Source organism: Pseudoalteromonas galatheae (assembly GCF_005886105.2).
Lineage (GTDB): Bacteria > Pseudomonadota > Gammaproteobacteria > Enterobacterales > Alteromonadaceae > Pseudoalteromonas > Pseudoalteromonas galatheae.
In genome coordinates, this window is the sequence record NZ_PNCO02000001.1 from 1,246,257 (window position 1) to 1,260,435 (window position 14,179).

Here is a 14,179-nt window from a genome sequence, read left to right on the forward strand (position 1 = left end):
TCTTTGATACACATGCCAGCAAAAATGCTGGCATGATTTTTTAGGTTAAAGAATGGAATTAGTATTACCTGAACACATTAAGTTTAGTCAAAGCTTGGCTGCTCCAATCGACGTCAACTTGAGTGATTCCTGCGCTCAAGGCGTCACGCTCGGTGAACTTATTGAGCTTAGTGGCGGCAAAATGCCAGACATTGAACTGGGTTACAATCCGATTGCGGGCAGTGAAGGGCTAAAAGCGGCGATTAAAGCTTATCATCTGCCGACGACTGTGTGTGTAGATCTTAATCAAATCGTGACGTTTAACGGTGCTCAAGAAGCTATTTTCACGACGATGGCGCAGTTACTAGAGCCACAAGATGAGGTGGTGGTCTGCACACCAAGTTACCCATCGCTTGCAACACTCCCCAAACAGTTTGGCGCTATCGTCAACACCGTGCCATTGCGAGAAGAGAACAACTGGCAGTTTGATATAGAAAGACTCAAAAACGCAGTGACGACAAACACCAAACTCATTATCGTCAACGCTCCTCATAATCCAACGGGCACAGGTTTGACTGACAATGAAGTTGGACAAATACAACAGCTGGCAGAGCAGTGTGGTGCTTACATTTTAAGTGATGAAGTATCAGCACAGAGCCATGGCGATGACCGCGCAGTAAGTGGACGGTTTTCGGCTTATCCGCGGTCGATTACGTTAGGCGTATTATCCAAAAGTATGGGCTTGCCTGGGATCCGAGTAGGGTGGGCAATTTGCGGTTCGAAAGCACTAGCAAATGCGCTGCTGGCCGGTAAAAGCTACTTAAGCATTTGTGGCAGTAAAGTGGACGATTTATTGGCGACGACCGCATTACTGCATAGTGAAACTATTTTAGCGCATAATGCGAGCATCATTGCAAATAACGTTCAATTGATGCGTGAATTTGTCAGTTTATACTCGCAAAAAGTAACTTGGGTTGAGCCACATGGCGGGGTGTTGTCATTGCTGAAGATTAATTCAGTAAGAGATTCTGAAAAGTGGTCACGTCAATTTGCAGAGACCTCGAGTACGCTATTGTTACCCGCAAAGTTATTTCTATTGGAGAGTGAGTGCCATTTCCGTTTAGGTACGGGTAAGCGCAACTTTGCCGCTGGTTTGGTAAGGCTTGAAACATACCTCAGTGACTAGATTAATCCAGCATTCAAACTAAGCGTCTATGATAGGTCGTGTTATTTTAATTTAATGCAGGAAAGGAAAAACCTATGGTAAACGTTAAACATTTAATGGCTGGCTTTTTGGCCGTCATGCTTAGTGCATGTGCTTCAATGGGTGATGGTGACAAGGTTGAAAAGCAACGTGCCATCCTAGATATGAAAAACGATGTACTTACTCAGCTTTACAGCAAAAAGCCGGATACACGCTCGCAACTAGCGGCAGCTCCGGGCTATGCTGTTTTTTCTAATGCCAATATTAATCTGTTATTTGTTGCTGCTGGAACAGGTTACGGTGTCGTACACGATAATACAGTGGGAAGTAACACTTATATGAATATGGCTGAAGGTGGTGTCGGCCTTGGTCTAGGTGTAAAAGATTATCGTATTGTGATGGTATTCCATACTCCTGAAGCAATGAATAAGTTTGTTACGTCAGGTTGGACGTTTGGTGGAAATGCAGATGCTGCAGCTAAAGCCGCTAAAAAGGGCGGGTCGGTAGAAGGCGAAGCCTATTATGGCGATGTTACTGTGTACACCTTTACTGAAAGTGGTTTAGCACTGCAAGCAACAGTAAAAGGCACTAAATTTTGGAAAGATAAAGAACTAAATTAAGATGATGTAATAATGACTTTAGAGAAAAGCCCCGTAAATCGGGGCTTTTCTTTGATTACTTGCTTACCTCTTCGGCGCTGAGGCTTTTCTCAAAGCGCCTGTTTAGCAACTGGCAGACGATGGTCAGCACAATGGCAGCGAACATAAAGCTCGAGAACGGCATAGGTGACTCAGGAACCGCGAGCGCAAGTAAAGGGCCGACCAAAGCGCCACTACCAAATCGTAGCGTGCCTATCACCGCGGTAGCGGTACCGGTTTGATGTTCAAAACTCAGTAATATCAGCGCATCAGCGTTGCTGGCAATGATCCCCAAACTCATCATCAAAGGTGCAATGGCAGAAGCTAACACCCAAACCGAGACGGATTGGCTACTGAGTATGACCAAGAGTGTGGAACAGACAACACCAATCGCAAGACCGATATTGAGCATTTTTCTAGAACCAAGCCTTGGTACTAAACGCGTGTTGGCAAAGTTACCAAGCATCAATGCAATCACATTCATGGCGAATAACACTCCAAAAAGCTGTTCCGACACACCATAATACTCAAGATAAATAAATGAAACTGAGGTTAAAAAGCAAAAGAATGCAAATGATGCCAGCATTGAAGAAAGAATATCGTAGCGGGCCTTCTTTTGTGTTAACACAATGCGGTAATTTTTTAAGAAAAACGATAAGCTAAGCGGTACATCGGCGTTGGTTGGAATTGCAATACAGAAAAACTGTAATGCGATGATAACCAATACTGCATAAACCGCTAAAAACCAAAAAATGGCGTGCCAATCAAAGTACAACAAGATCAACGCACCAAGTGAGGGGGCAATAAGTGGCGCGATCATCATGATCATCGACACATAAGACATCCCTTTGGCTGTATGCTCTTTGTAATAATAGCGGATCACGCCTGGTACAACAACAGTCGCTGCGGCACCACAAAATGCTTGAACGACCCGCAAGAAGCAAAACATATCAATGTCATTTGTTAGTGCAAGCCCAATTGATGATGCGGTAAACCCGACTAAACCCCAAATAGCTAACGTCTGCCTTGAGAATCTATCTGCAAGGGGGCCGAACACCATCATGCCGACAGCATAGCCTGCCAAATAACTACTAAGAGAAACCTGCACTTGCTCGAGCGGGCTATTCAAGCTGTCTGCAATCGCGAGCATCGCAGGTAGGTACAAGTCGATGGCTAATGGTGTTATCGCAACAATACTAGCCAGTAATGGCAACAGTATTGCGGGGAGTGTTGATGACTTCATATGTTGGTATTGTTACCTTGTTAATGTTAAGCAGAATAAATACACCAATCAGAGACGCTTTATATGGAGATGGTACTCGATGCACTGGAGTAGAGCAGCGAAAAGACGGCGTTGTGATCAGCAGAAGTTCATGAAAAATTTTTTATATTGTACTAAGTTAGTCTCGTTAAGTGACGAAATTGCGGTAAACTTAGAGAAACTTAAGTTGTAAAAAAGAAAAGGAACAAGTTATGAAAAAACTGGTTCTCGCGATAGCCGTAGCGGCAACGCTTGCCGGTTGTAAAACATCGCCTACCGGACGCACTCAGTTAGCGCTCTATTCAGAGCAGCAAATGGACCAAATGGGTGTTGCGAGCTTTGAACAAATGAAGCAAGAGCAAAAAGTCGATACTGATGCTAAAACCAATCGCTACGTTAAGTGTATTGCAAATGCCTTAATAGCACAACTTCCAGCAAACTACGCAAACCAGCAATGGGAAGTCGTAGTATTTGAAGATGACTCTGCCAATGCATTTGCGCTACCCGGCGGTAAAATCGGAGTTCACACGGGGATTCTCAAAGTTGCAGAAAACCAAGATCAACTTGCGGCGGTTATGGGTCACGAAGTAGGGCATGTTATTGCCGAACACGCTAATGAACGTGTTTCGCAAAACAGTGTGTTGCAGTTTGGTCTGCAAGCAGGTGCAGCGGTACTTGAAATGAATAATATCGAATATCGCAATGCCATTATGCAGGGATTAGGTCTTGGTGCACAGTACGGTGTAGCACTGCCATTTAGCCGCTCTCATGAAAGCGAAGCGGATGTTATCGGCTTAGATCTAATGGCTAAGGCAGGCTTTAATCCTGAAGGCTCTGTTGCACTTTGGCAAAATATGGCGAAAATGAGCGAACAGCGTCCACCAGAATTTATGTCGACGCACCCTGCGCCAGAAAACCGAATTAAGCAATTACAAGCCAACATGATAACAGCCCAAACAACCGCTAACAAAGCGCGTGCGGGTGGATTTACACCAAGCTGTAAACGCTAATTTCTCAAAACACCAATTACACTTAAGTTAAGTGTAATTGGTGTTTCCTTCTGTCTCACACATCAGCATAAATAGCCGTAATTCTAGCTCAAGTTGATGATAGTTGGGCTCCATGTGCTGACAAAGCTTGTAAAACGCTTTGTTATGGTCTTTCTCTTTAAAGTGCGCTAGCTCGTGTACAACCAATGCTCGTAACACCGCCTCGGGAGCGTGTTTTAACTGCGCTGCGATGTGTATTTGGTGCGACGTTTTTTGTTTTTGCCCGTGCCGTGTGGTTTTGAACGTATGTGTTCCTAACGCATTCAATACCATATTGTTGCGCTTCTCAAACTTGGCCTGCGATACCCGTGGGGTATTTTTTAAGTACTGTTGTCTTAATCCTTCTACATATTCGTAAAGTAGCTTATCGCTTTTGATTTGATGCGGTTCAGGATAGCGGCTTTTGAAAAACACACTGAGTCGTTTGCTCTCTATTAACTGAGTGACTTGAGTTTGGACTTGCTCGGAGTAGTTTAAAAAATAGGGATGGGACATTAAAACAGCGCCTCTTGCTTTGCTTCTTTTTCAGCGGGGAATGGATTGCTTACTTGATGATGTATCTCTAAATCAGCAATAAATTGTCTTGCTAAAAATGGCGCATCAAAATTGTCTGCGGTATGGAAAAACACATAAGGTGATTTACCTTCACTGAGCCATTGATTGAGTTTAGTTAACCAAGGCTGGTAAAAGTCTCTATTAGACTCAAGCTGAGAGCAACCAACAAATCGCAGAATTGGGCTGTCTCCTGTAGCAATAGCATGTACAGGCAATCGCGGCTTTTTTTGTTGTGCATCTACTATCGCAGGGGTACTGGCAGGCTCGCTAAAGAGTGCGCGAGTATCCATCACGATGCGATTGTAGTTATTTTCGATTAAATATTGGTTGTATCTGCGCTCAGCATCACCTTTACGATAAAAGTCCCAATGTCGTACTTCAACACCAACAGTTAGTGATTTGGGCAACCAAGATAAAAATTGTCGCATTTTATTTATATGTTCAGGCGCAAACTGCGCAGGTAATTGCAGCATTAACACGCCCAATTTAGGGAACAACGGTGCCATGTTTTTACACCAAGTCAATAATTCATCTTGGCAGTGGCTAAGTGCCATTTCATGACTAAAACGCTTAGGAATTTTAAACGTAAAGCGAAAGTCATCAGGCACTTGTTCTAGCCATTTTAATACGGTCTGCGGATTTGGATCGGCATAAAAAGTCGTATTACCTTCAACGCTATTAAAAATTTGGCCATACTCTTTGAGCATATTTGTGGCGCTACAATGGCTGGAAAATACTCGACCTTTCCAGTGTGCGCTACTCCATTGTGGGCAACCCAGATACAACATAGTGATCAAAACAACGATTAAATGTGTGAATAGTGTATCAGATCCTTAGATTGAGGATGACAATGCAGCGTATTTTTATATAATTGGCGGTTATTGAAAATGAGTCTTAGCGACTGGCTTACCAATACTGTGAATTCATATTGTGTGGTGAGAAGTGATTAGTCGTAAGAGCAAACTGGACTGACAGGAATTTTATGCGCTCTATATACTGCGGAAAACTAAATAAGAGCCATGTAGATCAGGAAGTTGAACTATGTGGTTGGATCAATAAACGTCGTGACCTTGGCGGCCTAATCTTTGTCGATTTAAGAGATAGAGAAGGGCTTGTGCAAGTGGTATTCGATCCTGAAGTGGAAGGCTTAATGGATAAAGCGAATACGTTGCGCCAAGAGTTCTGTGTTCAGATCAAAGGTGTTGTCCGTGCGCGTCCTGAAAGCCAAGTAAACAAAGACATGGCAACCGGTGAAGTTGAGATCTTAGGCACTGGCTTAACCATTATCAACCGTTCAGAACCATTACCGCTTGACTTCAATCAGCAAAACTCTGAAGAGCGTCGTCTTAAGTACCGTTATTTAGACCTACGCCGTCTAGAAATGAGCGATCGCATTAAGATGCGTGCTAAAGCGAGTAGCTTTGTGCGTCGTTTCTTGGATGAAAATGCATTCTTAGACATTGAAACGCCAGTACTAACGAAAGCGACACCTGAAGGTGCACGCGACTATCTAGTACCAAGTCGTGTTCACAAAGGCAGTTTCTATGCGCTACCGCAGTCGCCGCAGCTATTTAAGCAGCTACTAATGATGTCTGGTTTTGACCGCTACTATCAAATCGTAAAATGTTTCCGTGATGAAGACTTACGTGCCGATCGCCAGCCAGAGTTCACTCAGATAGATATCGAAACGTCATTTATGAGCTCAGATCAAGTTCGTAGTGTGACAGAAAAAATGATCCGCGAAATGTGGCAGTCTTTCCTAGACGTTGATTTGGGTGAGTTCCCAGTGATGCCGTACAGCGAAGCGATGAGCAAATATGGTTCGGACAAACCAGACCTACGTAACCCGCTTGAGCTTATCGACGTTGCAGACATCGTAAAAGACGTTGAATTTAAAGTACTAAGCGGCCCTGCGAACGACGAAAAAGGTCGTGTTGCAGTACTGTCAGTGCCTGGTGGCGCACAACTTTCACGTAAGCAAATCGATGAATACACTAAGTTTGTAGGTATTTATGGTGCGAAAGGCCTGGCATGGATGAAAGTAAACGACCGTGATGCAGGTATCGAAGGCGTACAGTCGCCAATTGCTAAATTCTTGAACGAAGAAGTGATCAATGCACTGCTTGAGCGCACAGGCGCAAACACAGGTGACATTATTCTATTCGGTGCAGACAAGCGCAATACCGTAAATGAAGCGATGGGCGCGCTACGTCTGAAGATTGGTCTTGATTTAGAAATTACTGATCTTAATAAGTGGGCACCACTTTGGGTAGTTGACTTCCCGATGTTCGAAGAAGACGACGAAGGCAACCTACACGCGGTACACCACCCGTTTACTGCACCTAAGGGCGTAAGTGCTTCGGAACTTGAAGCAAACCCAGCAGGTACACTTTCTGATGCATACGATATGGTACTTAACGGCTACGAAGTAGGTGGCGGTTCGGTTCGTATTCACAACAACGAAATGCAGCAGGCAGCGTTCAGGATCCTTGGCATTGAAGAGTCTGAGCAGCAAGAGAAGTTTGGTTTCTTACTCGATGCTCTGAAGTATGGCACGCCTCCACACGCAGGTTTGGCATTCGGTCTTGACCGTTTGGTGATGCTACTGTGTGGCACTGACAACATCCGTGACGTTATTGCGTTCCCGAAAACAACGCAAGCGTCGTGCTTGATGACGGATGCACCAAGCCCTGCAAACCCAGATGCGCTAAAAGAGCTTGCTATCTCAATCGAAAAGCAGTTAGTAGAGCAAGGTGAAGGCGAGTAAGTTCGTCAACCTGGTGTAAAAGAGGCGGCTTAGGTCGCCTTTTTTGATCTTATGTACTAGCTTATAACTGGTAATCTATACAGTATTTTGGCATTATAACCAAAAAATCAAGAGACGATGCGTTTGGCTGTCATTTTAGGAATTGATCCGGGGTCAAGATTTACAGGCTATGGTGTGATTGCTCACCAAGGTGCAAAGTTCCAATATTTGGGGAGCGGTTGCATTAAAGTTGGTGAACATGACTTTCCCACTCGATTAAAAATGATCTATCAAGGGATCACACAGCTCATAGAGCAGTTTTCGCCGAGCGACTTTGCGATTGAGCAAGTGTTCGTTGCGCATAATCCAAGTTCAGCCTTAAAACTTGGTCAAGCGCGAGGTGCGGCCATTGTTGCGGCGACCATGCAGTCAGTGGTCGTGAGTGAATATTCGGCAAGACAAGTTAAACAAGCCGTTGCGGGTACCGGTGGTGCAGACAAAGCCCAAGTACAGGAAATGGTAAAGCGCATATTAAAATTGCCTGGCACACCCCAAGCTGACGCAGCAGATGCGTTGGCTGTGGCGATTTGTCACGCGCACTCAAGGCAAAACTTAATAAAAATGGCAGGCGCAGCTCGTAAAACCGTAAGAGGAAGGTTGAGATAACCATGATAGGAAAATTAAGCGGAACACTGTTAGAAAAGCAGCCACCAGAAATATTAATTGATGTTGCAGGTGTAGGTTATGAAGTACAAATGCCTATGACTTGTTTTTATGAATTACCAAGCGTGGGCGAGCCGGTTTCAGTATTTACCCACTTTGTGGTGCGTGAAGATGCGCAGTTACTGTTTGGTTTTAATACCAAGATCGCACGTGCATTGTTTAGAACGTTAATTAAAGCAAACGGAGTCGGCCCTAAGCTCGGTCTTGCAATTTTGTCGGGTATGTCTGCAGAGCAATTTGTTAGCTGCGTGAATCATGGCGATGCAACTACTTTGGTTAAGATCCCTGGAGTTGGTAAAAAAACCGCTGAGCGTTTAGTACTTGAAATGAAAGATAAGTTAAAAGACTTTGGCAATGACTTACTCACACCGTTTAGCGATGCCGCTGTACTTGCGCCGCAAGAGCATCCGACGGTAAGTGATACCCCAGCAGATGAAGCGATTGCAGCCTTAATGGCATTAGGGTATAAACAAGTTCAAGCACAAAAAGCGGTAAAAGCCGTAAACAGAGAAGGCATGACGACCGAGAGTATCATTAAAGATGCTCTTAAATCGATGATGTAACTATGATTGAAGCAGATAGATTAATTGAACCTGAGGTCCAAGGTAATGAAGATTTAGTTGACAGGGCGATTAGACCTAAACTACTGAACGATTATACCGGTCAGCCGCATGTTAAAAAGCAAATGGAAATCTTTATTGCGGCGGCGCGTTCAAGGCAAGAAGCCTTAGACCACTTGCTGATTTTTGGTCCCCCTGGTTTAGGTAAAACTACGCTTGCGAACATTGTTGCAAACGAGCTTGAGGTGAATATTAAAACCACCTCGGGACCTGTGCTTGAAAAAGCGGGAGATTTGGCCGCATTGCTCACTAACCTTGAAGAGGGGGATGTGTTATTTATTGACGAGATCCATCGTTTAAGTCCTCAGGTGGAAGAAATTCTCTATCCTGCAATGGAAGACTACCAATTGGATATCATGATAGGCGAAGGTCCTGCTGCACGTTCAATTAAACTGGATTTACCGCCTTTTACTTTGGTTGGCGCAACGACACGTGCCGGTTCGTTAACCTCACCATTGAGAGACCGTTTTGGTATTGTGCAGCGCTTGGAGTTTTACTCGATTGCGGACTTGTCTGCGATTGTTACTCGCTCAGCGTATCACTTAAACTTGGAGATCAGCGAGTCGGGCGCAACTGAAGTAGCGCGTCGAGCGCGCGGTACACCACGAATAGCAAATCGTTTACTACGCAGGGTAAGAGACTTTGCTGAAGTGAAGGGCGATGGTTCTATCACTGAAGAGATTGCGCACTTAGCGCTGGATATGGTCGATGTTGATAAATGTGGCTTCGATTATATGGACCGCAAATATCTGCTAGCAATCATTGAAAAGTTTACCGGTGGCCCGGTTGGTCTGGATAACCTTGCTGCGGCAATTGGAGAAGAAAAAGAAACCATCGAAGATGTGATAGAGCCATTTTTGATCCAACAAGGTTTTATTCAACGCACGCCAAGAGGACGTATTGTCTCTGACAAAGCCTATATGCATTTTGAGCTAAGCAAGCCAGAATGATCTAAGTTGGGTAATAAACACCTTTATTCTTCATAATAGCCGAGTATTAACTCGGCTATTTCATTTCTACACTCACTTATTGCAAATCGCGTTTGCACAAATCCATTATTTTGTGTCAGCTAAATTCAAGCAAGATCCATCACTGCTGAGGTAACTTACCTGTGTGGGTTATATGTTGCTTAAACAATTTGTAGATTGCCTCGTCTTTTAAGCCAAACACTAAATAAAAACCGCAAAATGACCGAGTGTTAAAGAAAGCGTGGAGCGTAATGTTGAGCTTGTGCCAAATTTCGGGCAAAAAAAAGCCCGCAAATAATGCGGGCAAAACAACAAGTTGAAGGAAGTAATCCAGGGAACAAGATGAGTTACTTTGGGTTTTATCCACAAAATGCGTCATCTAAGCAATACGAAAAATCAGAATCCTATTGCAAGTAACTGTGCTTGCTGAAACTTCAGCTGCTCGCTCAGTACAGGGTGTATATTAAAGAGGTTTTGGCTTTTCATCAAACTAGAAAAATTCTTTTTTCAGATAGAAAAAACTAATATCAAAATTTTTTACAAGCTCAAAAAGTGAGCTTAAATGTGTCGGTGTATTTGTGTAAGCTTATGTAAAATATAGGTTTGTATGTTAAATGCGCAAATTGTAAATATTAGATAATCTGTTGTTAATTGGTAAGACCAATGTGTTTTGTGGAGTTTTATTCTCTATTTGTGCATAAAACTCCTATTTTATGCAGTTTTCAGTCATATTTAGAGGCTGTGATGGAGATTGTTGGATTTGCTTAAGTTTGGGTAAAGCAAAGGGAGTTAAACTGTTCTGGTCTATTTATCGTCAAATACAATGAATTCGCAGTATTGAGATTGTAAGGTATTTGTAGTGTGGTTAAACTAGCTGAACCTTTTGGTAGTAAATCTAGTCTATCTCTAGATATTGCTCGGTAGAGCGTAAAAATATAAATGGCTACCATTGCCGAAACACTTTTGGGAGTATAATAACGTGGAATCGGGACTAAATTTTGTCGATCTAATTTTAAAAGCCAGTTTTTTGGTACAACTTGTTATGTTGACCCTGGTGGGATTGTCTATTGCTTCTTGGGCAATTATTTTTCAACGTAAAACTGTCATTTCTCAAGCCCAAAGCCAATCAAAGAATTTCGAGCAAAAATTTTGGTCCGGTATGGATCTTAGCAAACTCTATAATGAAATAGCTGCAAGGGCTGGTAGTGCAACAGGATTAGAAGCGTTATTTGTATCCGGCTTTAAAGAATTTGCAAAGCATAAAAAAGGCAATATCCAATCTCCTTCGATTGTTGTTGAAGGAACTCACCGTTCAATGCGTGTCGCGCTTTCTCGTGAAATTGAAAAGTTAGAATCAAGCCTCTCTTTCTTAGCGACAGTTGGCTCTATTAGTCCTTATATCGGTCTATTTGGTACGGTTTGGGGTATTATGAATGCGTTCATCGCGCTCGGTGAAGTGAAACAAGCGACACTGCAAATGGTTGCTCCAGGTATTGCTGAAGCGTTGATTGCGACAGCCATGGGTCTGTTTGCGGCAATTCCAGCGGTTATGGCCTATAACCGATTTGCCAAAAATGTAGAAAAGCTCGAAACTCAGTACATTAACTTTATGGAAGAGTTCGCTAATATTCTTTATCGTCAGGCTGCAACACAAGTAGAGGCAAAACAAAATGTATCAGCGTAAGAGACGTCGTCCCGTCGCGGAGATCAACGTCGTTCCTTATATTGATGTTATGTTGGTGTTGTTAATCATCTTTATGGCAACGGCTCCACTTATCCAGCACGGCGTAAAAGTAGACCTACCTCAGATGGAAGAGTCTGAATTGGTTGAAACCAAAGACTCGCCACCGATTATTGCCACCATTGATGCTGAAGGTCGCTATTTTGTGACTGTTGGTACAGACCCTGAAGCGCCAATGGATGCAGTAGAAGTAGCCGCAGTGATTAAACTTAAGTTAGAACAAAATCCAGATACTCCTGTAATGATTAAAGGTTCAGGCAGAGTGTCGTATCAAGAAGTCCTTTATTTAATGGATTTCTTGAAAAAAGCGGGTGTTCCTTCTGTTGGCCTAATGACTAAATCATTTGAGGATGAGTAATGAGTTCATTATCTAGCAGTGTAGTTAAGTCAGTATTGCTTCATGGCGCGATTGGCGGTCTGCTATTTGCTACGGCAAATTTTCAAGTTGAAACACCTACTGTGATGGAAGTCACCTTAAATCCACAGCAAAAAGATCAAAAGCCTGAAAGGGCGGTTTCTGCGGTGTCGGTTGATCAGCAAGCGGTTGAGAAAAAGATTGCGGATTTAAAAAAGCGTGAAGAGGAAAAGCAAGCAGCTGAAGATCGCCGTATTCGAGATCTTGAGCGACGTGCACAGCAAGCCAGAAAAGACCGTGAAGCCGAAGCTAGGCGCATTAAAAAGCTGGAGCAAGAGCGTCAAGCTAAGTTGGAAGAGACTCGCCAAGCTGAGGCGCAAGCTAAACGCGCTCGCGAAATTGAGAAAAAGCAACGTGAGCAGGCTGATAAAGCGAGAGCTGAAAAAGCCGCAGCGGAAGAAGCTGCTAAAAAGGCAGCAGCCCAGCGTCAAGCTGAGGAAGATCGCTTAAGAAAGGCCGAAGAGGCGAGGAAACGTCGCGAAGCTGAGGAAAAACGAAAAGCGGAAGAAGCGGAGCGTCAACGTCAAAAGGCACTTGAAGAACAAATGCTGCGTGATCAGCTTGCTAAGGAGCAGGCAGCAAGAGCGAAGATCCGTCAACAGCAAGTCTTGAGCGAGGTGGATAAGTTTAAAGCGCTTATCATGCAACGCATTCAAGCAAACTTACTTATTGACGAAACAATGAAAGGTAAACAATGCCGAGTAAACATCCGTCTAGCTTTTAACGGCCTTGTGACGCATGTAGAGTCATTGGGCGGCGACAAACTAGTTTGTGAAGCTGCTATCCGTGCTGTGAAAATGGCAGATACTTTACCTGTTTCTAAAGATAAAGACGTGTTTGAGCAGCTTAAGAATATCAATCTAACAATTAAACCAAATTTTTAAAGGACGAACATGCTAAAGAAGTTCACAACCTTATTGCTGGTTTTTACTCTGGGCGTATCACAGTTTGCGCAAGCCGCACTTGAAATTGTGATAACAGAAGGGGTAGACAGTGCTAGACCCATCGCGATTGTGCCATTTAAGTATAATGGCACTGGTGAAATGCCGTCGAGTTTAAGTGACGTTATTTCTGCGGACCTGATGCGCAGCGGTAAATTTAAGCCCGTTGCTGAGGCTGACATGCCTCAATTACCTACAACTGACTCGGAGATTGACTACGCTGCATGGGTAGATGCAGGGATTGAAGCGGTAGTAGTAGGCACCGTGACTCAGCAATCTGCTGGACGCTACTTGGTAAAGTATGAATTGATTGATGTGATAAGAGCACAGCTTACTGGTGGTGAAACTCGCATTATGTCAAATGGTCGCTTAATGCAAAGTGACGATCATGTACTTGAAGGACGCCAAAGCATTGTCAGCAGTACAGGCTTTAGAAACTATGCGCACCAAATTAGCGATGTTGTATACGAAGCTTTAACGGGTGAAAGAGGTGCATTTAGAACTAAGATCGCCTACGTCATCGTACGTGACGGCCAAGATAAGCCGTACCAATTGGTTGTTGCGGATTATGACGGTTACAACGAGCAGGTGTTATTACGCTCCAAAGAGCCGTTAATGTCGCCTGCATGGTCACCGGATGCAAACAAACTTGCTTATGTGACTTTTGAAAATCGCCAATCGCAAATCTATATTCAAGATATTTACACTGGAAAACGCGAACTCGTCACGAGTCACCCCGGTATTAATGGCGCACCACAGTTTTCTCCTGATGGAACTAAATTACTAGCGGTGCTCTCTAAGGACTCAGGTGGTGCGACAGAAGTCTATCTAATTGACCTAAAAACCCGTCAAGAAACACGCTTGACTCGTCACCGTAGTATAGATACTGAGCCTTCTTGGCATCCAAACGGTCAAGAAATTGTGTATACATCTGAAAGGGGTGGTAATGCTCAGATTTATAAGTTAAATTTAAAAACTGGTAGGTCTAAGCGAGTGACGTTCGACGGCGACATGAACTTAGCAGGTTCGATCACCCCAGATGGTAAACGTCTGATTATGGTTAACCGTACGCTGGGCCGTTACCACATTGCGAAAAAAGAATTAGATTCCGGGCTGTTTCAAGTGCTAACTCGTACGAGACTAGATGAGTCTCCGAGCATTGCACCAAATGGTTCGATGATAATATACAGCACCTTGCACAATAATAAGCAGGTATTGGCATTGGTGTCTATGGATGGTCGTTTCAAGGCAAGATTACCTGTCTTGGACGGTCAAGTTAAGGCACCAGCCTGGTCGCCGTTTTTACAGTAATTTTGCTGGTTAGATTTATAAAGATATA

At 43.7% G+C, this 14,179-nt stretch carries 15 protein-coding genes; 12 read left to right on the top strand and 3 right to left on the bottom strand.

The annotated features are described in order from the left end of the window. Window positions 1-52: 52 nt before the first annotated feature. On the top strand, window positions 53-1,165 hold the full coding sequence (locus CWC29_RS05465) for an aminotransferase class I/II-fold pyridoxal phosphate-dependent enzyme (protein WP_138524260.1): 1,113 nt from the start codon (window positions 53-55) through the stop codon (window positions 1,163-1,165). Between the two features lie 74 nt (window positions 1,166-1,239). Beyond that, on the top strand, window positions 1,240-1,803 hold the full coding sequence (locus tag CWC29_RS05470) for a lipid-binding SYLF domain-containing protein (protein ID WP_128727764.1): 564 nt from the start codon (window positions 1,240-1,242) through the stop codon (window positions 1,801-1,803). A gap of 55 nt (window positions 1,804-1,858) precedes the next feature. Here CWC29_RS05470 and CWC29_RS05475 read toward each other — a convergent pair whose 3' ends face one another. Beyond that, a complete protein-coding gene (locus tag CWC29_RS05475) occupies window positions 1,859-3,064 on the bottom strand; it encodes a Bcr/CflA family multidrug efflux MFS transporter (RefSeq protein ID WP_138524258.1) in 1,206 nt (401 codons plus the stop codon). On the opposite strand from CWC29_RS05475, the gene CWC29_RS05480 reads away from it, so the two are divergent. Together CWC29_RS05480 and CWC29_RS05485 are read left to right on the top strand one after the other, a co-directional pair. Next, entirely contained in the window at window positions 3,055-3,198 is a 144-nt protein-coding gene (locus tag CWC29_RS05480) for a hypothetical protein (protein ID WP_161568697.1), read from the top strand. The genes CWC29_RS05475 and CWC29_RS05480 overlap by 10 nt on opposite strands. A gap of 96 nt (window positions 3,199-3,294) precedes the next feature. Beyond that, window positions 3,295-4,092, top strand: coding sequence for a M48 family metallopeptidase (locus CWC29_RS05485; protein ID WP_138524256.1), 798 nt, complete (start codon window positions 3,295-3,297; stop codon window positions 4,090-4,092). Window positions 4,093-4,119: 27 nt separating this feature from the next. Here CWC29_RS05485 and CWC29_RS05490 read toward each other — a convergent pair whose 3' ends face one another. Both CWC29_RS05490 and CWC29_RS05495 read right to left on the bottom strand, forming a co-directional pair. Continuing rightward, window positions 4,120-4,626: a M48 metallopeptidase family protein gene (locus tag CWC29_RS05490; protein WP_138524254.1), complete on the bottom strand. Its 507-nt coding sequence runs from the start codon at window positions 4,624-4,626 to the stop codon at window positions 4,120-4,122. After that, window positions 4,626-5,393, bottom strand: coding sequence for a DUF72 domain-containing protein (locus tag CWC29_RS05495; protein WP_128727760.1), 768 nt, complete (start codon window positions 5,391-5,393; stop codon window positions 4,626-4,628). Before CWC29_RS05495 ends, CWC29_RS05490 begins: the two co-directional genes overlap by 1 nt. Window positions 5,394-5,668: 275 nt before the next feature. Here CWC29_RS05495 and aspS point away from each other — a divergent pair, with 275 nt between their 5' ends. From aspS to tolB, 8 genes are all read left to right on the top strand, one after another. Continuing rightward, window positions 5,669-7,453: an aspartate--tRNA ligase gene (gene aspS, locus CWC29_RS05500; RefSeq protein WP_128727759.1), complete on the top strand. Its 1,785-nt coding sequence runs from the start codon at window positions 5,669-5,671 to the stop codon at window positions 7,451-7,453. A 123-nt stretch (window positions 7,454-7,576) separates the two neighbouring features. After that, entirely contained in the window at window positions 7,577-8,098 is a 522-nt protein-coding gene (gene ruvC / locus CWC29_RS05505; RefSeq protein WP_010605128.1) for a crossover junction endodeoxyribonuclease RuvC, read from the top strand. 2 nt (window positions 8,099-8,100) lie between these two features. Beyond that, window positions 8,101-8,718: a Holliday junction branch migration protein RuvA gene (gene ruvA / locus CWC29_RS05510; protein WP_010377584.1), complete on the top strand. Its 618-nt coding sequence runs from the start codon at window positions 8,101-8,103 to the stop codon at window positions 8,716-8,718. 2 nt (window positions 8,719-8,720) lie between these two features. Continuing rightward, window positions 8,721-9,725 carry a Holliday junction branch migration DNA helicase RuvB gene (ruvB, locus tag CWC29_RS05515; protein ID WP_138524252.1) on the top strand — a complete coding sequence of 335 codons (1,005 nt, stop codon included), beginning with the start codon at window positions 8,721-8,723 and terminating at the stop codon, window positions 9,723-9,725. Window positions 9,726-10,722: 997 nt separating this feature from the next. After that, the gene (gene tolQ / locus CWC29_RS05520) at window positions 10,723-11,427 is read left to right on the top strand and encodes a protein TolQ (protein WP_010605125.1); all 705 of its coding nucleotides are present in this window, start codon (window positions 10,723-10,725) and stop codon (window positions 11,425-11,427) included. Beyond that, on the top strand, window positions 11,414-11,842 hold the full coding sequence (gene tolR, locus CWC29_RS05525; protein ID WP_010377593.1) for a protein TolR: 429 nt from the start codon (window positions 11,414-11,416) through the stop codon (window positions 11,840-11,842). Before tolQ ends, tolR begins: the two co-directional genes overlap by 14 nt. Beyond that, the gene (gene tolA, locus CWC29_RS05530; RefSeq protein WP_128727757.1) at window positions 11,842-12,783 is read left to right on the top strand and encodes a cell envelope integrity protein TolA; all 942 of its coding nucleotides are present in this window, start codon (window positions 11,842-11,844) and stop codon (window positions 12,781-12,783) included. The genes tolR and tolA overlap by 1 nt, the downstream gene beginning before the upstream one ends. A 9-nt stretch (window positions 12,784-12,792) precedes the next feature. Continuing rightward, on the top strand, window positions 12,793-14,151 hold the full coding sequence (tolB, locus tag CWC29_RS05535; protein ID WP_138524250.1) for a Tol-Pal system beta propeller repeat protein TolB: 1,359 nt from the start codon (window positions 12,793-12,795) through the stop codon (window positions 14,149-14,151). Window positions 14,152-14,179 lie beyond the last annotated feature (28 nt).